This window comes from Acidovorax sp. GW823-FHT05D11, from assembly GCF_058795695.1.
In genome coordinates, this window is sequence record NZ_CM179502.1 from 462,688 (window position 1) to 489,427 (window position 26,740).

A 26,740-nucleotide genomic window follows, 5' to 3' on the forward strand; every position below is an offset into this window, starting at 1 on the left:
CCGGGCGGGCGCGCGCCGGGGTGGCGATTTTTTCCTTCGCGCTTTGAATTTATGTTGCTAGAGTGAATTTCAACAAGTGGCAACAAGGAATTCATATGGTTTCAAGTGCGGGCTTGGCGCAGCCTGCAGAACTTTCAGGCAGCGGTTCCGACGAGCTGTTGGCGTGCCTGCTCATTGTTGCCAGGGCCCACGGCCTGCCTTCGACGCCCGAGGCGGTGATGGCCGGGTTGCCTGCTGAAAACCACCGGCTGACCCCCGGCCTCTTTGCCCGTGCGGCCCAGCGCGCGCACATGAGCAGCCGTCTCGTGCGGGAGCCGCTGACCCGCGTCAAGGACGCCTTGCTCCCGGCGGTCCTGCTGCTGCAGGGCGAGCGCGCGTGCGTGCTCCTGGGCTGGAGCGACGGCCGCAGCGAAGCGCGTGTCGTGCTGCCCGAACTGGGGGACGCGCCCATCCAGGTGTCGCGCGCGGCGCTGGAGGCGGACTACCTGGGCACCACGGTGTATGTGCGCCCTTCCCAGCGTTTCGATGCGCGCGCCCCGCAGGTCAGGGCGGGCCGCCATGGGCACTGGTTCTGGACCGTGCTGGCCGAAAACCACGGGCTGTACCGCGACGTGCTCATGGCCGCCTTCCTGGCCAACCTGTTCGCCCTGGGCATGCCCATCTTCACGATGAATGTCTATGACCGGGTGGTGCCCAACAACGCCATCGACACCCTGTGGGTGCTGGCGCTGGGGCTGTCCATCATGCTCGTGGGCGACCTGGTGCTGCGCACGCTGCGCGGGCGCTTCGTGGACCTGGCCAGCAGCCGTGCCGACGTGAAGCTGTCGGCCTACATCATGGAAAAGGTGCTGGGCACGCGCATGGAGCAGCGGCCGGCCTCGGCGGGCTCGTTCGCGTCGAACCTGCGCTCGTTCGAGTCGGTGCGGGACTTCATCAGCTCGGCGTCCGTCGTGGCGTTCATCGACCTGCCGTTCGGCCTGATCTTCATCGTGGTGATCGGCTGGATCTCGTGGCCGATGCTGATCCCGCTGCTGTGCGGCGCGGCGGTGATGCTGCTCTACGCCCTGGCCGTGCAGGGGCGCATGCACGCGCTGTCCGAAACCACCTACCGCGCGGGCGCGCAGCGCAATGCCACGCTGGTGGAGGCGCTGGTGGGCTTCGAGACCGTGAAGGCGCTGGGCGCGGAGGCGCCCCTGCAGCGCAAGTGGGAGCGCAGCACGGCGCTGCTCGCCCGCGTGGGCGTGCAGCTGCGCCTTCTGTCGGCCACGGCCAGCAACACCTCGGCCTTCCTGCAGCAGCTCATCAACCTGGTGATCGTGATCGTGGGCGTGCACATGATCGGCGAGCGCCAGCTCACCATGGGGGGGCTGATCGCATGCACCATGCTCGCGTCCCGGGCCATGGCGCCGGTGGGGCAGGTGGCGGGCCTGCTCGTGCAGTACCACACGGCATCGACGGCCCTGACCTCGCTCAACGAGATGATGAAGCGCGAGGTGGACCGCCCCGAGGGCGCCAGCTTCATCAGCCGGGGGCGGCTGCAGGGCGCGATCGAGTTCCGGGATGTCGGCTTCACCTACCCGGGCCAACAGACGGCCTCGCTGCGCAACGTGACGCTGTCCATCAAGCCCGGCGAGCGGGTGGCCATCCTCGGGCGCATCGGCTCGGGCAAGACCACGCTGCAAAAGCTGATGCTGGGGCTGTACCGGCCGACCTCGGGCGCGGTGCTCATCGACGGCATCGACCAGCGCCAGCTGGACCCCGCCGAGCTGCGCCGCCAGGTGGGCTACGTGCAGCAGGACGTGGTGCTTTTCTATGGCTCGCTGCGCGAGAACATCACGCTGGGCGCCCCGCTGGCCGACGACGCGGCCGTGGTGCGGGCGGCCGAGATCGGCGGCATCCTGCCGCTCGTGAATGCGCACCCGCAGGGCTTCGACATGCTGGTGGGGGAGCGGGGCGAGTCGCTGTCGGGCGGGCAGCGGCAGGGCGTGTCCATCGCGCGCGCCGTCATCAACGATCCCGTGGTGCTGCTGCTGGACGAACCCACCTCGTCCATGGACCATTCCAGCGAGGAGGACATCAAGCGCAGGCTGGCCGATTTCTCGAAGGGGCGCACGCTGGTGCTCATCAGCCACAGGACCTCGCTGCTGGCCCTGGTGGATCGCATCATCGTGATGGACGCGGGCCGCATCGTGGCCGATGGCCCCAAGGAGCAGGTGGTGCAGGCCCTGCGCCAGGGCCGCATCGGAAAGGCGGTGTGAGATGGCCGAACTCAACGAGAAAGCCTTCGAGCAGATCGGCCGCGCCGTCAGGACGGGCGGGGCGGCCAGCGAATCCGTCTTCGGGCGCATGGTCCGGCGCCTGACGCCCACGGGCGCGGCCGACACGCTGGACTGGGCGGACGATGCCGACTGGGCGCGGCTGCAGCAGGAGCCCCTGCGCGCCCGGGTCCTGCTGCGCCTGGCGGTGCTCTTTCTGCTGCTGCTGGTGCTCTGGGCCGCGTATGCGGAGCTCGACGAAGTCACGCGGGGCGACGGCAAGGTGGTGCCCACGAGCCAGGTGCAGGTCATCCAGAGCGTGGATGGCGGCGTCGTGGAAGTGCTGCCGGTGCGGGAGGGGCAGATCGTCGAAGCGGGCCAGTTGCTGCTGCGCGTGGACTCCACCCGGTTCATGTCGAACATGCTGGAAAGCCGGGCGAGCCTGCTCGCGCTGCAGGCCAAGGCCCTGCGCCTGCAGGCACTGACGCAGGGCGGCACATTCATTCCTCCGCCGGACCTCCTGCGGGACGCGCCGGACATCGTTGCGCAGGAGATGCGCCTGTACCGCTCGCGGCGCGAGGAGATCAGCGCGCAGGTGTCCATCTCGCAGAACCAGCTCCTGCAGCGCCAGCAGGAGCTCAATGAGGTGCGTGCCCGCAAGGAGCAGGCCGAGCGTGGCCTGGAGTTGATGCTCAAGGAGCTGAACGCCACGCGGCCCATGGTGGCCACGGGCGCGGTGTCCGAGGTGGAGGTGCTGCGGCTGGACCGCGAGGTGGCGCGCCTGCGCGGCGACCGCGAGCAGGCGGATGCGCAGATCTCCCGCGTGCAGGCCGCGATCCAGGAGGCCTCGCGGCGCATCGAGGAGGTGCAGCTCACGGCCCGCAACCAGATGAGCGCCGAGCTGTCGGAGACCATGAGCAAGCTCTCCAGCCTGTCCGAGGGCGGCCGGGCGCTGGCCGATAAGGTCAAGCACGCGGACATCCGCTCGCCGGTGCGGGGCACCGTCAAGCGCCTGCTGGTCAACACCGTGGGCGGCGTGGTGCAGCCTGGCAAGGAGGTGGTGGAGATCGTGCCGCTGGACGACGCGCTCATCCTGGAGGCGCAGGTCAGTCCGCGCGACATCGCGTTCCTGCACCCGGGCCAGGAGGCCATGGTCAAGTTCACGGCCTACGACTTTTCGATCTACGGCGGCCTGGCGGCCGAGGTGGTGAACATCAGCGCGGACTCGGTCGTCGATGACAAGGGCAATGCCAACTACCTGGTGCGCGTGCGCACGCGCAAGGCCAGCCTGGGGGCGAACCTGCCCATCATCCCCGGCATGGTGGCGCAGGTGGACATCCTCACGGGCAAGAAGACCGTGCTGGCCTACCTGCTCAAGCCGGTGCTGCGCGCCAAGGCGAACGCCTTGTCCGAGAGGTGAATGCGATGAACCACTACCTGGCCAGCGATGTGCCGCAGTCCCTGGACCGCTGGGGGGCCGCATTCCCGCACGGCACGCGCATCGACAAGGCACAGTGGCCCGCCATGGTGGCCGCGCTGCGCGGCGGCGGCGGGGGGCGTTCGGCCATCGTGTGGCTGAGCACCGAGTACCCCGAGTGGCCGGCGCTGCTGGGCGAACTGGTCCAGTCGGACAAGCGCGCGCGCGTGGTGGTGGCCACCGGCGTGCCGGACGACCGCGAAGGCCTGAAGGCCATCAACGAAGGCGCTCGCGCCTATTGCCACCTGTTTGCCGTGCCCGAGATGCTGCAGGAAGTGGCGCTGGTGGTGCAGCACGGCGGCCTGTGGGTGGGCCGGGCACTGGTGTCGCGCCTGGCCGCCGCCACCGCGGGCCTGACGGCGCCGCACGCCGTGCCACAGGCGCACCAGGATCTGCAGCTGCGGCTGTCCTCGCGGGAGCTGGAGGTCGCGCGCGCGGTGGCCCAGGGGTTGTCCAACAAGGAGATCGCGGACCGGCTGTTCATCTCGGAGCGCACCGTCAAGGCGCACCTGGGGGCCACCTTCGAGAAGCTCGGCGTGCGCGACCGGGTGCAGCTCGTGCTGCGCATGAACCAGGGCCCGCAGGTTGCACAGGGGCCCGCATCCCATGCCTGACAAGAGCCTGCCGCCCCACGGCAATCCGCTGAGCTCCTCCGACGCCGGGCTGGCCCGGGTGACCGAGGACCTGATAGATCTGCTCATCGTGCGCGGCGTGATCCGCTTCACCGACCTGCCGCTGGCCGCGCAGAACAAGCTCCTGGAGCGCAAGGAGACCCGGGCCCGCCTGAGCAATAGCCTGGATCTATTGGGTGACGATTCGGGCAACGAAACTATTTGAGTTTCCGGGGCCGGCAGGCCCAAAAGTGGACCTAAGTCCAATAGTGGATACGGGGCGGCGTCAGTAGCCTTCACTGACATCAGTCACATGCCGTTACTTCCTGCCGCTGCGCAGGGCGTAGGGGTTTACCGGAGCCAGCCCATGTCCCAAATCGCCACCGTGGTTGCCGTCACCGGCACCGCTTTCGCGGTCGATGCCGATGGCCATCGCCGTCCCCTCAAGGCCGGAGACGCCTTGCAAAAGGGTGAAATCGTCCAGACCACGGCAGGAGGCCGGGTGGAGCTGCTGCTGGACGACGGCCAGACGCTGGCCGTGGCGCCCGCGCAAAGCGTCAAGATCGATGACAGCGTCACGCAGACCGCTGAACGCCCCACCGCCCAGGAGGCCAGCGTCGGGCAGGGCACCATCGACACGGTCATCCAGGCGCTGCAGCGTGGGGGCGACCTCAACGAGCAGCTGGACGCCACGGCCGCCGGCCTGGGCGGCGGTGCCGGGGGCGAAGGCGAGGGCAGCAGCTTCGTGCAGCTGCTACGCATCTTCGAGGGGGTGGACCCGCTGGCCTACCAATACAGCTTCACACCGCAATCGGCGCCCGACATCGACTTCAATCCATTGGCGGTGCTCACCGTCGACGCGGCCCCCACGCCGGCGCCGCCCCCGCCCGTGGCTCCGCCGCCCCCGCCGGTGCCAGCGCCTCCTCCCCCTGCGCCACCCACTCCCCCGGTGCCCGCACCTCCTCCTCCGCCGGCTCCCCCCCCACCCGGCCCTCCCCCTGCTTCGCCACCGCCACCTCCGCCTGCGCCGGAACCGGTGCGCCTGAACGTGAGCACGACGCTGGAAGAAGAATCCGCCCCGTCCGGGGGACCCAGTGGGATCCTGGGCAACAACGAGGAGGACGATGGCCTCCTCAGCTTCCACAAAGGTACCCTGGATTTGGAGGGCGGGACGGTTTTCTCCATCGGGTTGCCTGGGTTCGCGAATGTGCCGGTTCCCCCAGAGGGGGTGACCATCTATTTCGACGCACTGGGTCAGCCGATTCCGGAAGGTGATTCCACGCCGCCCGCAGTGCGTCTGTTCATCGCGCCCAACGGGAATTACAGCCTGTCCGTCATCGGACCTTTGCAGCATGCGCCGGGTGACGGCGAGAACTTCCTCGGGCTGCCCGTGGTGACTTTCAGTGGTGTCACGGGGGAAGGTGGGGAGTTCACTGCGGAGCTCAACATGTCGGTCCAGGACGACATCCCCGTGATCACGACCAGCACCGAGGACGCGCCCACGCTGACGACGTCGGACCGCGGCGTCAACCAGGCCACCAACACGGGGTACGAGGGCACGGAGAACAACCCGGACGCCGTGGACTCGGACACGGACAGCAACACCTTCAACGGCACGGCCTTTGTGGTGTCCTTCGGGGCGGACGGCCCCAAGCTGCTGCCTGGCGGCAGCGAGGGAGAAGGCCCTGCCGTGCGCGACGGCTATGCCTTCGCATTCCAGATCGGCAATGGCGGAGCCACGGGGCTCTACGCCACCGGCACCAACACAGAGATCGTGCTGAGCACGACCGGGGACCCCTCCGTGGTGGTGGGACGCGACGGCAGCGGCAACGTGATCCTGACGCTGCAGATCGACCCGCAGACCGGTGCCGTGGTGATGACGCAGACCGGGGCCATCCGGCATGCCGCGCCCGATGGCGTGGACGGCGGCGGCGACGAGCTGCAGGCGCTGGGAACCGGGGTTCTCAGCGTGGTGCTGGAGGCCACCGACAACGACGACGATACCGTGGCGGCCGAGCTGGACCTGGGCGGGCGCCTGCTGTTTGGCGACGACGTGCCGGTCCACCGCTATGACGAGGCCCCCGGGCAGGGCGAGGGCCCCGGGGAACCCGTGGAGCGCGTCCTCTCGCTGCAGGCCGAAGAAGAGTCCGCCATGGAGGGCGGACACACGATAGGCAACGACGAGAACGACCTTCCGCTCACATCCGTCGACAGTGGAGGCCTGACCCAGATCAATGGCGCGATCAACTGGGGCGCCGATGGCTTTGGCAAGCTCACGGGCGTGCGCGTGGGCAGCGGTGAAGGCGCGACCAACGTTCCTGTCGGCCAGGCGGTCTGGTTCAATGCCAACGGCGAAGTGATTCCCTCGGGCCCCGGTGGAGCGCAGCCCGACGGGGCCGCCGCCAGCCTGGTGGTCGAGGCCACGGGCAGCTACACGCTCACGGTGCTTGCCACCATGAACCACGCCGCGGGCGGCACCGTGGTGCAGGGCGAGGACTGGCTCAATCTCGAAACCGTGCGCCTCGTCGGCGAAGATGGTGACGGCGATGCCATCACCGTCGCGCTGGAAACGCGGGTGCAGGACGACATCCCCGTGCACGTCAAGCTGCTGGGCATCCCGGTGCCACTGGTCGCGCTGCTGGAGGAGGAGTCCGCGTCCAACGGCGACGGCGGCGTGATCGGCAATGACGAGTCGCTCGACTGGCTGGCCATCATCCCCGTGGGCTCGCTGAGCGCATCGACGGGTGCCCAGTCCATGACGGGGGTGGTGCGCTGGGGCGCAGACCAGTTCGGCGGCGTGGCCGCCGTCCAGGTCGGCGCCCAGGAATATGCCGTGGGCAACACCATTGCCACCGTGTACCTGGACCGCGAGGGCCAGCCCATTGCAGATGGGGACACCACAACCCCCCGGTCGGTCGAACTGCGCATCGACGGCGCCACGGGCGGCTACCGCCTGACGGTCATCGGGCCGCTGGACCACGATCCGGGCCAGGGCGAGAACCTGATGCTGCGCACCTTCACCTTCGTGGGCGTCGATGGCGACGGCGACCGGATCGGCGTGGATCTCTACGCCAAGATCCAGGATGATGTGCCCGAGCACGCCAGGGAGAATGGCAGTGCCGTCAAGCTCAGCCTGAAAGTCGAGGAAGAGTCGGTGCCCCACAGCGGCGGCACGCTGGGCAACAACGAAACGGCGGATGGACTGAGCCACGCCCACACCGACGCCACGGGCTTCCAGGGCGCCGTGAAGTGGGGCGCCGATGACTTCGGCGGCATCACGGGCGTCAAGGTGCAGACGGGCATCTTCACCGAGAACAGCTACAGCCCGGTGGCCGGCGTGGTGACCGTGTACTTCGACCAGAACGGCAAGGCCCTGCCCCCCGGGGCCACCAGCGGCGCGGCGGTGCTGACGGTGGATGCGGACGGCGCCTACCGGTTCGAGGTGCTGGACAACCTCATCCACAAAGGCGCGGGCGAAGACTGGCTGAACCTGCCCAGGATCACCTTCGTGGGCGAGGATGGCGATGGCGACAGGATCGGCGTGGAGTTGAACGCCTCCATCCAGGACGACGTGCCCATCGTGACGGTGTCCGACGCCGTGCCGGTCGCCGAGCATAGCTTCACGGTGGAGTACAAGGGCGGCGAGGCCGGCTACAACAACAGCTTCGGCTATTACTTCAAGAACCCGGATGGCTCCATCGACACCTCCAGGGGCGGGTTCGTGCTGTGGGACAACGTCAAGACCGAAGGCGGCATGACCGTGTCGCTGCCCACGGGCGTGACGGCCGACCAGATCGGTTTCTTCATCATCCCCAACGGCGACAGCCAGAACGGCGCGCTGGGCGACGCCCAGGCGGTGTCGTTCCAGCTCGTGGGCGGGAAGTGGACGGCGTTCGCCGGCGGATCGCCGCTCGCGGGCGAGGGGGCACCCATCTACTTCTCCGACCAGGCGCTCAACAGCGACGGGCAGTCCCACCTGCAGCAAACCCCGTCGGGCACGGCGGCCGGCCAGGACAGCAGGGGCAACTTCAACTGGGAAGATCTCAAGATCACCTCCGGCAGCTCGGACAAGGACTACGACGACGTCAACCTGGACCTGAACTGGAACGTGCCGCTGCTGGTCAAGGATGCGCAAGCCGATCTGGGAACGAGTTCGGACAACGACGGCAAGGCGCTGTCGGGCAGCTTCCAGTTCCACTTCGGCGCGGATGGCGCGGCGGCCAGCGGCAGCAAGACCTTCGGCCTGAGCGTCGGCGCGCAGGGCCAGGCGTCGGCGCTGAAGGACACCGCGACCGGCTCTGCCGTTCTGGTGAAAATGGAGGGCGGCGCGGCCGTCGGCTACATCCTCATCGGCGGTGTGCAGACCAATGTGTTCAAGGTCTCGGTGGCGGGCGACGCGGCCAACAACGGCCAGGTGACGGTGGAGCAGTACCGCGCGGTGGTGCACCCCACCAACGATCCGCACGAGATCGTCAACATCGGCGGCGGCGTGATCCAGCTCACCGCGCAGGCCAAGGATGGCGATGGCGACAAGTCCAATACCGCCACCTACGACATCGGCCGGCAGATCAACTTCCAGGACACGGGCCCGGTGGCTGCGGACGATGCCGCCAATCTCACGGCCTCGGCGGGGACCATGGGCACCACGGAGCATGCCGTGGGCAATGTGCTGGGCAACGACATGTACGAGGCCAAGGCGGATGGCGCCCATGCCGAAGTGGTGTTCAACCGCGCCGGTGGCGACAGGTCGGGCAACACGACCGACCTGGACGGCCCGTCGTTCGATGCCAACGGCACCCTGGGCACGCTCAGGATCGCGGCCAATGGCGATGCCACCTATGCGCTGAATGACCTCAAGGCGATGGCGCTGGGCGAAGGCGCCTCGGTCACCGACAGCTTCAACTACCAGATGAAGGATGCGGATGGCGACACCGACGTGGCCAATGTGCGCGTGACGGTGCAGGGCGTGAACGACGCGCCCGAATTCGTGACCGGCAACGACCAGACGACCGAGATCTGGGTGGACAAGGATGGTGATGGCAACAAGGACGGCGACGAGGTCTCGCGCTATTCCGGGCCGAATGCCGACCAGATCGCGGTGAGCGTGCAGGAAGACGCGCTGGAGCCGGGCAACCGCGAGAGCCCGGACCAGACCACCACGGATGCGGCCAGCTTCGGTGTGGCCGACCCCGACATCGGCGACACCGTGGGCGTGCGCTTCGATACGACGGGCAGCCTGCTGCCAGCGCTGACCTCGGGCGGTGCGCCCATCGTCTGGACCCCCAACGCGTCGGGCACGGAACTCATCGGCAAGGTGGGCGGCACCGAGATCATCAAGGTGACCATCGGGGGCACCTATGAAAGCGGCTACACCAGCAGCGTGGTGCTGCTGGGCCCCGTGGACCATGCACCGCCCCCCGCGGGCACGGCCACCGATGGCGATGTGAAGGAACTGAACTTCACCGTCATCGCGAACGACCGCCCGCTCAACCCGTCCACCGGCCTCACGGACACCATGGCGCTCAAGGTGACGGTGGAGGACGACGCCCCCACCGCCAGGCTCGTGGATGGCGCCGCCATGGTGCTGAGCGCCACGCTCGAGGAAGAGTCCGCACTGCGTGGCGGCGCGAAGATCGGCAATGACGAACGGGATGCGAGCGACCTGGCCCATGGCGCGCAGCTGGAGGCATCGACCGGCGTGCAGGTGATGACCGGCGCCGTGAAGTGGGGCGCCGACGGTTTCGGCAAGGTCACCGGCCTGCAGTTCGGCGGCACCACCGTGAACGTGGATCTGGGCACGGGGGGCAAGGTGTACTTCAATGCCGACGGGCAGCCGCAAGGCAGTTCCACGGGGGCGGCCGCCGTGCTGGAGGTCCAGGCCAATGGCGAATACACGCTCACGGTGACGGGGGCGCTCATGCACTCGGCGCAAGGCGAGGACACGCTGAACCTGGGCCGCGTGCAGATCGTGGGCGAGGACCGTGACGGCGATGCCATCGGCGTGGAGCTGGCGGCCAGCGTGAAGGACGACATCCCCGTCATCACCACGGTGGAGCCCGTGCCCGTGCCGGGCATTACCGTGCAACTGGTGGGCAGCGACGCGGGCTACAACAACACCTGGGGCTACTACATCAAGGACGCCAGCGGCATGCCCACCACGGGCACGGTGGTGTGGGACAACGTGAAGAACCAGCCGGTGACCAGCGTCACCCTGCCGCCGGGCGTGCTGCCCGGCCAGGTCGGCTTCTTCATGATCCCCAATGGCGACAGCCTCAATGGTTCGCTGGGCAACAACACGGCGGTCACCTTCTCGCAAGACAGCGGCGGCCAGTGGGTCGCGCACGCGGGTGGCGCTCCGCTCGCCGGGCAGGGCGCGGCCGCACTGTTCGACAACAGCGCGCTCAATCTCGACGGCCTGTCCCATGTGAACACCCTCGCGGTGGGCCCTGTCTCGGGCAATCAGAACTGGGAGGACATCGCGGGCGGCGGCGACCTGGACTACAACGACGTGCTGCTCAACGTCACCATGCCGCTGCTGGTGGACGACAGCTTCCTGAACATCGACGCGGAGTCCGATGTGGGCTCCACGCGCTTCACCGTGAGCTACGGCGCCGACGGTGCGGCCGCGCTGCAGGGCAAGGCCTATGGGCTGGTCCTGACCGGTGGTGAAGGCACGCCCTCGGGCTTCAAGGACACCGCGCAGTACTCGAACGGCCAGCCCGCCGATGTGCTGCTCAAGAGCGGGCCCGGCGGCACGCTCATCGGCTACGTGACGGTGGACGGCGTGGAAAAGACGGTCTTCCAGCTGTCGGTCGATGCCGCCACCGGCGAGGTCACGTTCGACCAGCAGCGCACGGTGGTGCATTCGACGCCGGGCGACTCCAACGAGGTGCAGTCGGCGCTGGCGGGCAAGATCGGCCTGCAGCTCACGGCCACCGATGGCGATGGCGACCATGTCAACGCGAGCATCGACCTGGGCCGCATGCTGTTCATCGCGGACGACGGCCCCGTGGCGAAGGACGACACGGATGGCACGCAGTGGGTGGTGGACCACTGGGTCGCCACCGGCAACGTGCTCACGGGGGCGGGCACCACCTCGGGCGATGCCGGCAAGGACCAGCACGAGGGCATGCAGGACGGCGCCAAGGCCGAGGTCGTGCAGGTGCGCGCGGGTGCAGAGGGCGCCGTGTGGACGCCTGGCACGGCCGTGGCCAGCGGTGGCAGCGCCACGGTGGCGGGCCAGTACGGCTCGCTCACCATCGAGTCCGATGGCGACTACACCTACACCGGGCACCAGACCACCGTGCAGCTCGGAGGGGGCGCGGGCGTGCCGGCCGGCACCGATGCCTTCGACTACGGCAAGCCCTACACCACGAACCTGGGCGAACAGCTGATCACCAGCCCCACGCCCGCGCAGACCGGCGGCGCCGTGGTCACCAGCCAGGGCAATGGCGCGGGCGTGGACGACCCCACCGAGCCCGTGCCGGGCGACGTGGGCGCCAGCACACCCGAGCAGGTGGGCTACTCGCCCAGCCAGGGCACGGAGGCCCTGTCGGTGGACCTGGGCACGATGGCCGTGCGGGCCGTGGTGGACATTTCCAACCTGTTCCAGAACGAATCGGGCCAGACGGGCAACCAGGGCGAGACCGGGCGCTGGGAGGCGTTCGATGCCGCCGGCAACAAGGTGGGCGAGGGCATGATCGGCGGCGCGCTGTTCCACAACGGCGCGAACGGCAGCGACCCCGTGCACCAGGGCCAGGTGGAGATCGAGGTGCTGGGCGCCGACGGCAACCCCATCGCCTTCCAGAACGTGGTGTTCTCGGGCGTGGACTATCTCGCCGGTGACAAGGGCAGCGACAGCTCGGACTACTTCGTCAAGGCGGTCAGCTTCGAGGAAGCCGTGGCGCCCGAGACGACGGACACGTTCAGCTACCAGATGAAGGACGGCGATGGCGACACCGACAGCGCCACGCTGACCATCGAAACCGGCCACCAGCAGAGCACGCAGGGCCTGGGCATGGTGTACGAGGACGGCCTGGCCACGGGCAACGTGGACAGCAGCCCGCACACCACCGATACGGCTGGCACGCTGGGCATGGGGGGCGCCACCTACGCGCTGGTGGCCCCGGTGCAGAAGATCACCTCGGCGGGCGAAGAGGTGCGCTGGAGCACGTCGGCCGATGGCAAGACCCTGACCGGCACGGCCGGCGCGGGCGCCGATGTGCGCACGGTGGCCGTGGCCACCATCGACGACAGCGGCCAGTACAAGGTGGAACTCAAGGGCCAGGTGGACCACGCCTACACCGAGAGCGGCGAGGAGAACCTGTACCTGCAGCTGGTGGCGCAGAAGACGGTGGACGGCGAGACCGAGGTCCAGGGCTTCAACATCAAGATCCAGGACGACGCGCCGGTGTACGTGGGCGGTACGCAGGACACCCTGGTCGCCAACAGCGGCGTGGGCGAGGTCACGGCGGACCTGGGCGCACGCGTGGGTGCCGACGTGGTGGGGGCGGACGTGAACCTCACGGCGACCTCGGCCACCACCGTGGGCACGTCCCCCGTGCGGTATGTCTCCATGTCGTACCTGCAGGGCGGCGATGTGCATTCCACCGTGATGACGGTGGACGGCAACAAGGTGTTCTACCAGGCCACGAGCGACGGCAGCATCAAGGCGGTGTACGACGACGGCGGTGTGCTGAAGACCGCGTTCACCGTGAACGGCGTGGTGAATGCCGACGGCACGACCAGCTACGTCACCAACATGGTGGCGGTGGCCGACAAGGTGCAGGTGGGCGAGACGGTCACACCCGGCAGCACGACGACCGTGGAGAAGACCGTGGTCTTCGGCGACAGCAAGAACGATGATGTGTTCAAGCCCAGCAGCTATACCCACTCGTCGGCTGGCGGCAGCGAAATGGGCGCGCGGTACGTGGACTCCGCCACGGGCATCTACATGCAGATCTCGGCCGACAAGGACGAGACCAAGGCCAACACCGTGCAGTGGAAGAACGGGAAGTGGGAGGTCACCCAGGACGACACCTCGCTGCAGACCGACGGCAACCAGGCCAACGACCCCGAGGTCAACTGGTCGTCCACGGGCAACGGCAATGGCGGGGGGGGCTTTGGCGTCGGCGACAACTTCATCGGCAACGACAGCTCGGTGGGCGAGCGCGATTCCGACAGGAGCGATGCCGTGAAGGCCGGCGACGGCGCGGGCGAGCGCCTGGTGGTCGAGTTCTTCAAGGCCGACGGCACGCGCCTGAACGTGACCTCCGCCGACTTCAAGCTCGACCACCTGGGCAAGGAGGAAGCCGCCGTGGTCACGGCGGTGAACACCGGCAGCGGCGGCGCCACGACCGTGGTGGGATCGCCCATCGTTCAGGAGGGCACGGCCAGCGGCGGCAACACCAATGGTGGTACCGCCAGCGTGGAGACGCCCGTCAGGGTGGATCCGGCGGGCTCGGCCACATTCAACACCGTCCAGTTCACCGCCGAAGATTGCACGGACTACCGGGTGACCGATGCGGCCACCCTGACCTACACCGAGACGGTGACGACACCTCCGGTCACGACGCCTGTCTATGCCGACCAGATGTGGATCGACCTGCAGGCCGTGATCGTCGATGGCGACGGCGACACGCTGGCGGACCCGATCGACGTCAAGATCTTCATCGACACCGGCAACACGCTCGATGGCGACGAGGTGGAGCTGTCCGATGCGGCGGCGGGCGGGCTGGCCATCAAGGGTGGCGATGCGCCGGAAACCATCGTGGGCAGCGCGGGCGACGATACCGTGCAGGCTGGCGAGGGCAATGACACCGTGCAGGGAGGTGACGGCGACGATGTGCTGGATGGGGGCCCTGGCAGCGACATCCTGGCCGGCGGCGATGGCGACGACACCATCGAGATCAACCTCGCGGACAGCAGCCCCGGCGGCACCGACAAGGATGTCGTCAAGGACCTGGAGGAGGGCGACAAGATCGAGGTGGCGGACCTGCTGACGGACGACGGTGGCGACCTGCTCGCAAGCCTGCCTCTGGCGGCGGATGCCTCGGGCGACACGAACATCGCGGTGGACAGCAACGGACCGGCGGCGGGCGGAGCGTCCCAGACCGTGGTGGTGGAAGACACCACGCCGGAGGCCCTGGCCGTGGACCTGGCCCTGGGGACCCCCGATGTGGCGACGGTGACCAAGCCAAACGACGACTGAGCCACGCACCCCAGGCGCAAGGGGCCTGGGGTGCGTGGGTTGTGGATGGGCAAGAAAAAGGCTGCCACCGCTTGTGGATCAAGCGGTGGCAGCTATCTGTTTTGATGACAGGCAAGAGGCCGGCGGCAGAGTGCCTTCGCCCTCGCTGGCACCGGACCCTTCATGTCGCGCGGAGCCGCCGCGGCGCATGACGCCGCGCCAGAGCGGCATCCCTTGCGTGCGGCAGCGCGCGAGGATGGCAAGGAAGATGCCAGGCGCCGCCGGAACGCCTCAACGGATGCCCGGCCCTGTGGCGCCATCAAAGCCCAGCGAGGCCAGCAGGGGCAGGTCGTCCCGCGATTCGACCCCCAGCGCGATGACCTGGATACCAATGGCATGGGCGATGCTGCACAGCCCCTTGAGAAACTCCTGGTTGCCCAGATTGCCCGCGATGCCGCGCACGTAGCTGGGATGCACCTTGATGTAGTCCAGCCCCAGGTCGGCGAGTTTGTTGCCTTCGGTGAACCGCTGGCCGAAGTATTCGATGCCCACGCGGCATCCGAGTTGCTGCAGGGTGTGGGCAAGCTCCTTGAACGCATCGAAGGCGCGGAACACCCCGTACTCCGGCACCTCGAAAAGCAGGCGTGGACAGATGTCGGGGTAGGCGCGCAGCAACTGCATCAGCTCGTTGCGGAAGTGGAAGTCCGCGATGGTCTCGGACGACAGGTTGATCGCGATGTCGCCGGCCGTGCCGCGCAGGTGCTCGATGGCCAGGCGCACCACGCGCAGGTCGATGGGGGCCGTGAGGTTCAGGTGCGCGGCCATCGGCATGAAGTCGCCCGCGGACAGCAGGGCGCCCGAGGCGTCGGACGCCAGGCGGATCACGCCTTCCTGGTGGATGGCGCCTTCGCCGCGTCCGTCGACAACGGGGTAGAAGGCCAGCTGCAGCCTGCCACCGGTGACGGCTTCGGTCAGCAGCGTGCGCCATTGTTCGGCGGGCCGGGCCTCGGCGGGGTGCTCGCCTTCGTCGGCGAACATGCTGTTGGGGCCCAGGGATTGCGCCCGCGCCAGCGCCTCATCCGCCCTGCTGAAAAGCGCGCCCAGGGTTTCCTGGCGCCGGTAGCCCACGGCGCAGATGTGGAACAGGTCGGGGGCCGTGGCAGACCAGTGGGGCAGCCATTGCGATGACAGGCGCGCGAAGATATCCTGCGCGGCCTCGGACGGGGACGGCGTGGAGGGGCACAGGACGCCGAACTCACCGCCGTTGAGGCGCCCCGCGCGCTGGCCGGGCTTGCCCTCGCCGCTCTTGTAGAGCACGGAGCCCAGGTGCTTGAGCAGGGCATCCACCCGCTGATGGCCCAGTTGCGCGTTCAGCCTCTCCAGATTGGCCAGGCGGACAATCACCAGGCTGCCCGATGAGAGGAATTGCTCGCCTTCCAGGGCTTCGCGCAGGTGCGACAGGAAGTACTCGCGGCTGGAGAGGCCGGTGACTGCATCGCGGTTGACCTTCTTGCGCAGCCCTTCCAGGCGGGCCGCCTCCTCCCCGAACATGGACCGCAGGCGCGCGACCATGTCGTTCATGCCCCGCGCCACGCTGCGCAGTTCGGGTGTCCGCGGCTCCGTGATCTTGATGAAACGCCGCTCCGCGATGGCCTCGGCCTGCGCGACCACATCGCGCAAGGGGCGCGTGATGCGGCGCACCGCGATGGTTCCCGCGCCGCCCGCGACAAGGCTGCCCAGGACGAACCAGGCCAGCAGTTCCAGCGTGCCGCTCCAGAGGCTGCGGTAGGCGTACTGGTCGTGGCTTGCGAGGGTCAGCGTTCCATATTGTTTCCATCCATCCTGGATCAGCGCCCTGCCAGGCTCCGCGCTGATCGGGATCAGCCGGGCGAACCAGCCGGGCGCGCCTTCCAACTGCCCGTCGAAGGTGCGCTGCACGAGCGTCTGGCCCGTGGGCGAGGCGATGCGGATGAAGCGGTAGTGGCCAGCGTCAAACTGCGCGGCGACCTGCAGCTCCACCGTGACCGGGTCCTTGTCGAGCTGCGAAAGCGCCAGCGCCAGCGACGTGGCGTTGTCGAAGTTCTTGATCTGCAGCTGCTGCTGCAGGTAGTGCCGCGCGGACAGGACGCTGACGAGCATGCTGCCTCCAAAGGCCAGCGCCATGACCAGTCCGATGGCAAGCCAGAGTTGTTTGGTGAGTGACATGGTCGCTATCTCCGGTGATTGGTGCAGGGGTCAGAAACCCTCTTGCCGCATGCGTTCGAGTACGTCGCGCCAGCGTGACAGCCGCGTCGTCGGGTCTGCCGACGATGTGGATGCGCCGGACACCCACAGCCCTTCGTTGTTGAAGCTGAACACGGGGGACAGGTCCGGCCGGGACGAGGCCGGGCGGATGGCCGTGATCAGGTTGTCCAGCACCACCGGCTCTTCGGCCGGATGGGCGTAGTAGCCCAGGACCATGTGGGCTTCGCTCTTGCTGCTGCCGGGGCCGCCGATGCGGGCCCTCACGTAGATCATCCGCAGCCTGTCGTTGGGCACGCCCATGTGCAGCAGCGTGATGTATTTGGCGATGGAGAAGTCTTCGCAGTCGCCCGCGCCGCGCCCCATGAACTCCAGCGGCGTGGCCCAGTAGTCGTTTTGCTGCCAGACCACCGCATCGCTTTCAAACAGCATGCGGCGGTTGAAGAAGCTGTTGACGTGGGCGAGCTTGTCCACCTCGCTCAGGTGCTGGCCCTCGTTGAGCATGGCGCGCCAGGCGCTGACCTGCTCGGCCCCCTTGGGGCCGTGGCGCTGGAGGGCGAGGGCTTGAATCCTGTCCAGGTCAGGGGCGCTGAATACGGCCCCCAGCAGGGTTGCAACGGCCAATGCCAGCACCACCCGGAAGTGCGCGGTGGCCCGGGGCGCGTGCTGGAAAAGTGGCTGCAGGAAATGCATGGAACACGCGAAACGCGGCTACCTTGCGCGGAAGTAACTGGATTCAACCAGTGGTTGCAGAGTTGTAAAAAAAAACTGTGCGAGTTTCAATCGAAATGCTACGTTTCAATTCTGCATCACAAATGATTCGGAGTTGTCATGAAACTTCCTCTTACCCTGATCGCCGCGGCCGTCGTGGTCAGCACTAGTGCATCCGCACAAGCTCTCCCGGAAGGCCTTGTGGACGCAGCCCGAAAGGCGGTGGTGAGCAACCCGGACGTCCAGGCGCGATGGTTCGGTTTCCGGGCAGCCGATTCAGAGCGAAGCGTTGCGCGCGCCGGCTTCCTTCCCCAGCTGGACGCGGTGGCCAGCACCGGCCGCGAGAACCGTGTGCGGCCTTCCGGCAGCACGGGCTCGTACCACCATACCGGCGCGGCGCTCACGCTGAACCAGATGCTGTTCGATGGCTTCTTCACCAGCAGCGAAGTGCGGCGGCTCGGCCACGCCAAGCTCACGCGGTACTACGAACTGGTGGAGGCCTCCGAGACAGCGGCGCTGGAAGCGGTGCGCGCCTATGCCGATGTGGCGCGGTACCGCGAACTGGTGGAGCAGGCCAAGCAGAACTATGTGGAGCACAAGCTGACCACCAACCAGATTGACGAGCGCACTTCCGCGGGCGTGGGGCGCCGCGTCGATCTCGAACAGGCGACGGGCCGCCTCGCGCTGGCGGAGTCGAATCTGCTGACGGAAATCTCCAACCTGCACGATGTCAGCGCCCGCTACCAGCGGCTGGTGGGCGAGCTGCCGCCGCCCGCGCTGCCGCCCTTGCCCGAAGGCTTTCGGCTTACCCAGCTGCCGCAAAAGACCGACGAGGTGGTGACCCTTGCGCTCAACAACAGTCCCACGATCAACGCTGCCATCGAGAACATGCTGGCCAGCGAGGCAGGCATTGCATCGCAGAAGGCCGGCTTCATGCCCCGGGTCGACTTCAGGGCCCGCCAGTCGTGGGACCGCAACCTCATCGGGGAGCAGGGGCGCTCGCGCGACAGCACCGTGGAGCTGGTGCTGACCTACAACTTCTTCAGGGGCGGTGCCGACAAGGCGCGGGAGCAGCAGGCGGTGGAGAACAAGTTCCAGGCCCGGGAGCTGAAGGAAAAGGCCTGCAGGGACGTGCGCCAGACCACGGCGATCGCGTTCAATGATGCGCGGAGGCTGGTGGAGCAGATGACCTATCTGGACCAGCACCGCCTGTCGACGGAAAAGGCCCGGGAAGCCTACCGCCAGCAATTCGATCTCGGGCAGCGCACCCTGCTGGATTTGCTGGACACGCAGAACGAGGCATTCCAGGCGAGCCGGGCCTATGTCAACGCGCGCTACGACCAGGTGGTGGCGCAGGCGCGGACCCTGGGCGCGATGGGGCAGCTGCTGGCCGCGTTGAATGTGAGCCGGGCCGACATGCCCTCGCCCGCAGACGCGGGCCAGCAGCGCAGTGGCATCGACCCCGCCGATCTGTGTCCCGCCGAAGTCCCTGTATCGATCGCCGTGGACAAGGCGAGGGCGGTTGCCGATACGCCGGCACGTCCGCGTGCCACGCTGCCCGCGCAGCCCACGGGTGCGCCCCGGCCCGCCGCTGCCCGCTAGGGGGCGAAGGCCCCGGCCGCCTGGCTTCGCGAGGCGTTCGGACTAGGCGGCGGCGACGCCTGCGGCGTGCGCCTGTTGGTCCGCGTGGTAGCTGCTGCGCACCATGGCGCCCACCGCAGCGTGGCTGAAGCCCATCTTGTAGGCCTCCTGCTCGAACATCTTGAAGGTGTCGGGATGCACGTAGCGGCGCACCGGCAGGTGGCTGTTGCTGGGCGACAGGTACTGGCCGATGGTCAGCATGTCGATGTCGTGCGCGCGCATGTCGCGCATCACCTGCAGGATCTCTTCATCCGTCTCGCCCAGGCCCACCATGATGCCGCTCTTGGTCGGTACCTTGGGATGCAGCGCCTTGAACTTCTTGAGCAGGTTCAGGCTGAACTGGTAGTCGGAGCCGGGGCGCGCTTCCTTGTACAGGCGGGGTGCGGTCTCCAGGTTGTGGTTCATCACGTCGGGAGGCGCGGCCTTGAGGATCTCGAGCGCGCGGTCGTCGCGGCCCCGGAAGTCGGGCACCAGGATCTCGATCTGCGTGGCGGGCGACAGTTCGCGGATGTTCTGGATGCATTCCACGAAGTGGCCGCTGCCGCCGTCGCGCAGGTCGTCGCGGTCCACGCTGGTGATCACCACGTACTTGAGCTTGAGGGCGGCGATGGTCTTGGCCAGGTTCAGCGGCTCGTCCTTGTCCAGCGGATCGGGGCGGCCGTGGCCCACGTCGCAGAACGGGCAGCGTCGCGTGCACTTGTCGCCCATGATCATGAAGGTGGCCGTGCCCTTGCCGAAGCATTCGCCGATGTTGGGGCAGGAGGCTTCCTCACAGACCGTGTGCAGCTTGTGCTCGCGCAGGATCTCCTTGATTTCATAGAAGCGCGTTGTCGGGCTGCCGGCTTTCACCCGGATCCATTCAGGCTTCTTGAGCACCTCGCCCTGCTCCACCTTGATGGGGATGCGCGACAGCTTGGCCGCGGCCTTCTGCTTGGCCAGCGGGTTGTAGGCTTCTGTGGATTGCGCTTCGCGGACGACTTCAGGGGTGCTCATGGCGTGTAGGCGGTTCAGGGCGCGAGCCGGATGCTGAGCTGCTGGCCCAGCACCTGTGCGGCTTCCTCCCAGGTGGTGTGGACCCCGATTGTAGAAAGGTCCACCGTTCGCAATCCTGCGTAACCGCAAGGGTTGATGCGCTCAAAGGGTTCCAGGTCCATCGCCACGTTGAGCGCCACGCCGTGGTAGGTGCAGTGCCGGCTGACCTTGATGCCCAGGGCCGCGATCTTGCCCAGGCCCGTGAAGTCCGGCGCGGCGATGGCGCCGTTCTCCGGGCGCTTCTGGGGGCGCTGCGGCAGCAGTGCATGGCTGTGCGGGTCGTCCAGGCGCACGTAGATGCCGGGGGCCCCGGCGACGCGATGGCCCGTGACGCCAAAGTGCGCCAGCGTGCGGATCGCGGCTTCCTCCACGCGGTACACATACTCCTTGACGAAGTAGCCCGCGCGCTGAAGGTCGATCAGGGGATAGGCCACGACCTGGCCGGGGCCATGGAAAGTGACCTGGCCCCCCCGGTTGGTGGCAACGACAGGAATATCTCCGGGGTGCAGGAGGTGGTCGCTTTTGCCGGCCAGCCCTTGGGTGTACAGCGGCGCGTGCTCGCATATCCATAGCGCATCCACGGTCTTGGCTGCGCGGGTGGCCGTGTAGTCCTGCATGGCCTGCACCGTGGCGGCATAGTCCACGCGGCCAAGCACGCGAAGGTCGATGGCCATGAGTGCTATCTCTATCTATCTCTGTCTGGCTGATGCGGGCGCGGGCCTTACAGCACCACCTTCACCATGGGGTGCGACGACAGCGCGCGGTACAGATTGTCGAGCTGCTCCCGGCTGGTCGCGGTGATGGTGATGGTAACTCCGAGGTAATTGCCGGCCCGGCTGTCGCGCAGTTCAATGGTGCCAGCGTCGAAGGTCGGGTCGAACTGGCGGGCCAGTTCCGTCACGGCATGCACGAAGCCATCCACCTTCGCACCCATGACCTTGATCGGGAACCTGGAGGGGTATTCGATCAGAGAGTCCTTGCGGGGATCGTTAGGCTGTGTGTCGGGGCCGTTTTCAGGCGGCAGGCTGGAGGATGTCATGGCGGAAAGTGCTTCGGTTTCAGGAGCTGGCAGGGCTTTGCCATTGTGCTTCAACGGCGTGTCCGTTGTGAAAACCCTGACCGGGCGGCATGCGCCAGATCGGTGCGCGGGGGCCGCAGGGAAAGGGAAAAAGCCGTTGGCCCGTCACCACAACGGCGCAGGCTTGCGCACCGGTTTTGGACCGGGGTTGCGGGTCTTTGTCGAGCGCCACGGGTTTTTACTTATAATTAGAGGCTTTGTGAAAGTTGCAGTCTGTAACGCGGGCGTCATTCAACAATGAAAACAATCGCGCCTGAGACTGAAACTGAGGCTGAAGAATCTGACTTCAAGCCCCTGACGGCCCAAGAGGCCGAACAGTGGCGTAGTCGCAATCCTCCCATCTCCGTATGGAAGGTGGTGGCGGGTCAGGCGCTGGTCGGGATGCTGGTGGCCCTGGTGGCCTGGCTTCTGACGGGCAGGGCGTCGGTGGGCTGGTCTGCGGCTTATGGCGCTCTGGCGGTGGTGGTTCCGGCTGGCTTGTTTGCACGGGGGGTGTTGCGCCACAAGGCGTCTTCCAATCCGCGTGCCGCCATGGTGGGGTTCTTTGGTTGGGAAATCGCCAAGATCGTGTTGACGGTGGCGCTGCTCGCAGCGGCACCCCGGCTGGTGGCGGGCCTGAACTGGATTGCCCTGCTGGTAGGCATGGTGATCACAATGAAAACGTACTGGGTGGCACTGTTGGTGCGGCCCGGTGTCCGAAAAACCGATTGATAGAGAGAAGAGTTGTCCGATGGCCGCAGAAGCGCACGCTCCGACTGCAAGTGAATACATCGTTCACCACCTGCAGCATCTTCAAAACATCAACCAGACCAAGATTGTTGACTTCACGGTCATCAACTATGACTCGATCATCGTGGGTTTGGTTCTGGGTGCCCTCACTCTTTTGATCCTGTGGTCAGCTGCCCGTAAGGCAACCTCCGGCGTGCCGGGCCGCTTCCAGGCGGCTGTGGAGATGCTGGTCGAGATGGTGGACAACCAGGCCAAGGCCAACATCCACAACGCCGAAAGCCGCAAGTTCATCGCCCCCCTGGGCCTCACGGTGTTCGTCTGGATCTTCCTGATGAACTTCATGGACATGCTGCCCGTGGACCTGCTGCCCGCGATCTGGGCCCAGATCTATGGCGCCGCCGGCCACGACCCGCACCACGCCTACCTGCGCGTCGTGCCCACGGCCGACCTGTCCACCACCCTGGGCCTGGCGTTCGCCATCCTGGTGCTGCGCTTCTGGTATAGCGTCAAGATCAAGGGCGCTGGCGGCTGGGCGCACGAACTCGTGTCGGCCCCGTTCGGCACCAGCAAGAATCCCATCTTCGCCCTGATCCTGGGCGTGGTGAACCTGCTCATGCAGGTCATTGAATATGTCGCCAACACCGTGTCGCATGGCATGCGGTTGTTCGGCAACATGTACGCTGGCGAACTGGTGTTCATGCTGATCGCCCTGATGGGTGGCGCGGCTGCACTGTCGCTGTCGGGTGTGCTGCTGCCTGTGGGCCACGTCATCGCTGGCACCATCTGGACGCTGTTCCACATTCTGGTGATCTCGCTGCAAGCCTTCATCTTCATGATGCTTGCGCTGATCTACCTCGGTCAGGCGCACAACGCGCACTAACGGTTCCCTTTCGTTTCTCTTTCCTTTTCAACCTTTCTTTTTTAACTCAGGAGTCATCATGGAAAACATTCTCGGTCTCGTCGCTCTGGCTTGTGGTCTGATCGTTGGTCTGGGCGCTATCGGCGCTTCCATCGGTATCGCACTGATGGGTGGCAAGTTCCTCGAATCGTCGGCACGTCAGCCTGAGCTGATCAACGAACTGCAAACCAAGATGTTCATCTTGGCCGGTCTGATCGACGCTGCTTTCCTGATCGGCGTGGCCATCGCCCTGCTGTTCGCATTCGCCAACCCCTTCGTCTCCACGTTCTTGGTCAACCTGCCCAAGTAATTCCCGTTCAACGCCACTCTAGAAAGGTGTTGCCGTGAGTATCAACGCGACCCTGTTCATTCAGGCCATCGTCTTCCTGATCCTGGTGTGGTTCACGATGAAATTCGTGTGGCCCCCGATCGCGAAGGCGTTGGATGAACGAGCCCAGAAAATCGCCGAAGGCCTCGCTGCTGCCGACCGTGCCAAGTCCGAACTGACCGCTGCCAACCAGCGCGTCGAGAAGGAACTGTCACAGGCACGCAACGAAACGGCCTCGCGTCTTGCGGACGCCGACCGACGTGCCCAGGCCATCATCGAAGAAGCCAAGGCACGCGCCACGGAAGAAGGCAACAAGATCGTTGCTTCCGCCCGTGCCGAAGCCGAACAGCAAACGGTGCAAGCCCGCGAAGCCCTGCGCGAGCAGGTGGCTGCGCTGGCCGTCAAGGGTGCTGAGCAGATTCTCCGCAAGGAAGTCAATGCCGGCGTTCACGCCGACCTGCTCAACCGCCTGAAGACCGAGCTGTAAGGGGACACACATGGCTGAACTCGCCACCATTGCCCGCCCCTACGCCGATGCCCTGTTCAAGGCCGCTACCGCGGGTGCGGGCATGGACCTGGCCAGCACCGCTGCCTGGGTCGATGAACTGGCGGCCATTGCCGCCAACCCCCAGTTGCGTCAGCTGGCGGACAACCCCAAGGTGACGGCAGACCAGGTGTTTGCCGTTGTCACGGGGGTTGCGCGTTCGGCGCTGTCCGACACGGCCAAGAATTTCCTGCGCACGGTCATCGACAACGGGCGCCTCAACGCGCTGCCGGAAGTCGCCGCGCAGTTCCGTGCCCTCGTGAATCGCCGCAGCGGCTCTTCGGATGCCGTGGTGCACAGCGCCTTTCCGATGGACGCAGCAGCATTGGCCGAGGTCAGCGCTGCGCTGGAAAAGCGCTTTGGCCGCAAGCTCAATCTCACCGTTCAGCTGGATGAATCCCTGATCGGTGGCATTCGCGTAGTGGTGGGTGACGAGGTGCTGGACACTTCGGTCAAGGCCCGTCTTGAACAAATGAAAGCGGCCCTCACCGCGTAACGCGCGGCGAGGACAGCGAACCAAAGAAAGAAGGAAAGAGTCATGCAACTCAATCCCGCAGAAATTTCTGAACTCATCAAGAGCCGCATCGAAGGTCTGGCCGCCAGCAGCGATATCCGCAACCAGGGTACCGTGGTGTCCGTGTCCGACGGTATCGTGCGCGTTCACGGCCTGTCGGACGTGATGCAGGGCGAAATGCTCGAGTTCCCCGCCACCAAGGACGGCCAGCCCTCCTACGGCCTGGCCCTGAACCTCGAGCGCGACTCCGTCGGCGCCGTGATTCTGGGTGAGTACGAACACATCTCCGAAGGCGACACCGTCAAGTGCACGGGCCGCATTCTGGAAGTGCCGGTCGGCCCCGAGCTGATCGGCCGCGTGGTGAACGCCCTGGGTCAGCCTATCGACGGCAAGGGTCCCATCAACGCCAAGCTCACCGACGTGATCGAAAAGGTCGCGCCGGGCGTGATCGCCCGTAAATCGGTGGACCAGCCCCTGCAGACCGGCCTGAAGTCCATCGACTCGATGGTGCCCGTGGGCCGTGGCCAGCGCGAGCTGATCATCGGCGACCGCCAGACCGGCAAGACCGCCGTGGCCATCGACGCCATCATCGCCCAGAAGGGCCAGGGCGTGACCTGCATCTACGTCGCCATCGGCCAGAAGGCTTCGTCGATCAAGAACGTGGTGCGCGCGCTGGAACAAGCCGGCGCCATGGAATACACGATCGTCGTGGCCGCATCGGCCTCCGAATCGGCCGCCATGCAGTACGTGTCGGCCTACTCGGGCTGCACGATGGGCGAGTACTTCCGCGACCGTGGCGAAGACGCCCTGATCGTGTATGACGACCTGTCCAAGCAGGCTGTTGCCTACCGCCAGGTGTCGCTGCTGCTGCGCCGCCCACCAGGCCGCGAAGCCTACCCTGGCGACGTGTTCTATCTCCACAGCCGTTTGCTCGAGCGCGCAGCCCGCGTGAACGCCGACTACGTCGAAGCCTTCACCAAGGGTGAAGTCAAGGGCAAGACCGGTTCGCTGACCGCACTGCCGATCATCGAAACGCAAGCCGGCGACGTGTCCGCTTTCGTGCCTACCAACGTGATCTCGATCACGGACGGCCAGATCTTCCTGGAAACCAGCCTGTTCAACGCCGGTATCCGCCCCGCCATCAACGCCGGTATCTCGGTGTCGCGCGTCGGTGGTGCTGCCCAGACCAAGCTGGTGAAGAACCTGTCCGGCGGTATCCGTACCGACCTGGCCCAGTACCGTGAACTGGCTGCGTTCGCGCAGTTCGCTTCCGACCTGGACGAAGCCACCCGCAAGCAGCTGGACCGCGGTGCCCGCGTGACCGAACTGCTCAAGCAGGCACAGTACAGCCCGCTGTCCATCTCGCTGATGGCTTCCACGCTGTTCGCTGTGAACAAGGGCTTCATGGACGACATCGACGTCAAGAAGGTTCTCGACTTCGAACACGGCCTGCACCAGTTCCTGAAGACCAGCCACGCCGCACTGCTGGCCAAGCTGGAACAGGCCAAGGCCATGGACAAGGACGCAGAAGCCGAATTGACCGCTGCCATCGCCGCGTTCAAGAAGTCGTTCGCTTAAACCGGACGAGGATCCATCATGGCAGCAGGCAAGGAAATACGCGGCAAGATCAAATCGGTGGAAAACACCAAGAAGATCACCAAAGCCATGGAAATGGTGGCTGCATCCAAAATGCGCAAGGCGCAGGAACGGATGCGGGCTGCCCGCCCTTACAGCGAGAAGATCCGCAACATTGCAGCCAACCTCGGCCACGCCAATCCGGAATATGTGCATCCGTTCATGAAGGTGAACGATGCCAAGACGGCCGGCGTGATCGTGGTGACGACCGACAAGGGCCTGTGCGGTGGCATGAACACCAACGTGCTGCGCGTCGTGACGTCCAAGCTGCGTGAGCTGCAGGGCGCTGGCGTGTCCACCGAGGCGGTTGCCATCGGCAACAAGGGCCTGGGTTTCCTGAACCGTGTCGGTGCCAAGGTGGTTTCGCACGTGACGGGCCTGGGCGACACGCCCCATCTGGACAAGCTGATCGGCCCGGTCAAGGTGCTGCTCGACGCCTATGCGGAAGGCAAGATCAACGCGGTGTACCTCTCGTACACCAAGTTCATCAACACCATGAAGCAGGAATCGGTGGTGGAGCAGCTGCTCCCCCTGTCGTCCGCGCAGATGCAGGCCGAGAAGACCGAGCATGGCTGGGACTACATCTACGAGCCCGATGCACAGACCGTGATCGACGATCTGCTGGTCCGCTATGTCGAGTCCCTGATCTACCAGGCGGTTGCGGAAAACATGGCGTCCGAGCAGTCGGCACGCATGGTGGCCATGAAGGCCGCCACCGACAACGCCGGCAGCGTCATTGGCGAGTTGAAGCTGGTCTACAACAAGACGCGCCAGGCAGCGATCACGAAAGAACTTTCGGAAATCGTGGCTGGCGCCGCTGCTGTGTAAGCAGCTCAACCAACATCTTTATTGGAGCG

The 26,740-nt window shown here is 66.4% G+C and carries 18 protein-coding genes; 13 read left to right on the forward strand and 5 right to left on the reverse strand.

From position 1 onward, the window contains the following. Positions 1-95: 95 nt before the first annotated feature. From AC3RCE_RS02195 to AC3RCE_RS02215, 5 genes are all read left to right on the forward strand, one after another. Entirely contained in the window at positions 96-2,258 is a 2,163-nt protein-coding gene (locus AC3RCE_RS02195; RefSeq protein WP_492254418.1) for a type I secretion system permease/ATPase, read from the forward strand. A gap of 1 nt (position 2,259) precedes the next feature. Then, positions 2,260-3,675: an HlyD family type I secretion periplasmic adaptor subunit gene (locus AC3RCE_RS02200; protein WP_492254419.1), complete on the forward strand. Its 1,416-nt coding sequence runs from the start codon at positions 2,260-2,262 to the stop codon at positions 3,673-3,675. 5 nt (positions 3,676-3,680) lie between these two features. Then, entirely contained in the window at positions 3,681-4,346 is a 666-nt protein-coding gene (locus AC3RCE_RS02205; protein ID WP_492254420.1) for a LuxR C-terminal-related transcriptional regulator, read from the forward strand. Next, positions 4,339-4,569: a hypothetical protein gene (locus tag AC3RCE_RS02210; RefSeq protein WP_255591960.1), complete on the forward strand. Its 231-nt coding sequence runs from the start codon at positions 4,339-4,341 to the stop codon at positions 4,567-4,569. The genes AC3RCE_RS02205 and AC3RCE_RS02210 overlap by 8 nt, the downstream gene beginning before the upstream one ends. Before the next feature lie 141 nt (positions 4,570-4,710). Next, positions 4,711-14,553 carry a retention module-containing protein gene (locus AC3RCE_RS02215; protein ID WP_492254421.1) on the forward strand — a complete coding sequence of 3,281 codons (9,843 nt, stop codon included), beginning with the start codon at positions 4,711-4,713 and terminating at the stop codon, positions 14,551-14,553. A gap of 270 nt (positions 14,554-14,823) precedes the next feature. On the opposite strand, the gene AC3RCE_RS02220 is transcribed toward AC3RCE_RS02215, so the two are convergent. Continuing rightward, on the reverse strand, positions 14,824-16,737 hold the full coding sequence (locus AC3RCE_RS02220) for an EAL domain-containing protein (protein WP_218298026.1): 1,914 nt from the start codon (positions 16,735-16,737) through the stop codon (positions 14,824-14,826). A 30-nt stretch (positions 16,738-16,767) separates the two neighbouring features. Beyond that, a complete protein-coding gene (locus AC3RCE_RS02225; RefSeq protein WP_369641157.1) occupies positions 16,768-17,466 on the reverse strand; it encodes a transglutaminase-like cysteine peptidase in 699 nt (232 codons plus the stop codon). 138 nt (positions 17,467-17,604) lie between these two features. On the opposite strand from AC3RCE_RS02225, the gene AC3RCE_RS02230 reads away from it, so the two are divergent. After that, on the forward strand, positions 17,605-19,086 hold the full coding sequence (locus tag AC3RCE_RS02230) for a TolC family outer membrane protein (RefSeq protein ID WP_492254422.1): 1,482 nt from the start codon (positions 17,605-17,607) through the stop codon (positions 19,084-19,086). 42 nt (positions 19,087-19,128) lie between these two features. On the opposite strand, the gene lipA is transcribed toward AC3RCE_RS02230, so the two are convergent. Genes lipA through AC3RCE_RS02245 form a run of 3 tightly spaced genes read right to left on the reverse strand, consistent with a single transcriptional unit; the run spans position 19,129 to position 21,196 of the window. Then, positions 19,129-20,118, reverse strand: a complete 990-nt coding sequence (lipA, locus tag AC3RCE_RS02235; RefSeq protein ID WP_218298029.1) for a lipoyl synthase — start codon at positions 20,116-20,118, stop codon at positions 19,129-19,131. A gap of 14 nt (positions 20,119-20,132) precedes the next feature. Further along, complete coding sequence (gene lipB, locus AC3RCE_RS02240; protein ID WP_492254423.1) at positions 20,133-20,831, reverse strand: lipoyl(octanoyl) transferase LipB; 699 nt, start codon at positions 20,829-20,831, stop codon at positions 20,133-20,135. A gap of 47 nt (positions 20,832-20,878) precedes the next feature. Beyond that, entirely contained in the window at positions 20,879-21,196 is a 318-nt protein-coding gene (locus AC3RCE_RS02245; RefSeq protein WP_218298031.1) for a YbeD family protein, read from the reverse strand. A gap of 276 nt (positions 21,197-21,472) precedes the next feature. Between AC3RCE_RS02245 and AC3RCE_RS02250 the strand changes: the two genes are divergently transcribed. From AC3RCE_RS02250 to atpG, 7 genes are read left to right on the forward strand one after another with little or no spacing between them, the layout of a single operon-like run. Next, positions 21,473-21,946 carry an ATP synthase subunit I gene (locus AC3RCE_RS02250; protein ID WP_218298032.1) on the forward strand — a complete coding sequence of 158 codons (474 nt, stop codon included), beginning with the start codon at positions 21,473-21,475 and terminating at the stop codon, positions 21,944-21,946. A 19-nt stretch (positions 21,947-21,965) separates the two neighbouring features. Next, positions 21,966-22,844 (forward strand): F0F1 ATP synthase subunit A, encoded by an 879-nt coding sequence (gene atpB / locus AC3RCE_RS02255; RefSeq protein ID WP_218298033.1) that lies wholly within the window; start codon positions 21,966-21,968, stop codon positions 22,842-22,844. A 58-nt stretch (positions 22,845-22,902) separates the two neighbouring features. Then, complete coding sequence (gene atpE, locus AC3RCE_RS02260; protein ID WP_099657604.1) at positions 22,903-23,172, forward strand: F0F1 ATP synthase subunit C; 270 nt, start codon at positions 22,903-22,905, stop codon at positions 23,170-23,172. Between the two features lie 34 nt (positions 23,173-23,206). Then, positions 23,207-23,677: a F0F1 ATP synthase subunit B gene (locus AC3RCE_RS02265; protein WP_007847746.1), complete on the forward strand. Its 471-nt coding sequence runs from the start codon at positions 23,207-23,209 to the stop codon at positions 23,675-23,677. 10 nt (positions 23,678-23,687) lie between these two features. After that, positions 23,688-24,230 (forward strand): F0F1 ATP synthase subunit delta, encoded by a 543-nt coding sequence (locus tag AC3RCE_RS02270; RefSeq protein WP_218341840.1) that lies wholly within the window; start codon positions 23,688-23,690, stop codon positions 24,228-24,230. Positions 24,231-24,272: 42 nt separating this feature from the next. Then, entirely contained in the window at positions 24,273-25,826 is a 1,554-nt protein-coding gene (gene atpA / locus AC3RCE_RS02275) for a F0F1 ATP synthase subunit alpha (protein ID WP_055396240.1), read from the forward strand. 18 nt (positions 25,827-25,844) lie between these two features. Further along, positions 25,845-26,711 carry a F0F1 ATP synthase subunit gamma gene (gene atpG / locus AC3RCE_RS02280; protein ID WP_218298035.1) on the forward strand — a complete coding sequence of 289 codons (867 nt, stop codon included), beginning with the start codon at positions 25,845-25,847 and terminating at the stop codon, positions 26,709-26,711. Positions 26,712-26,740: the final 29 nt, after the last annotated feature.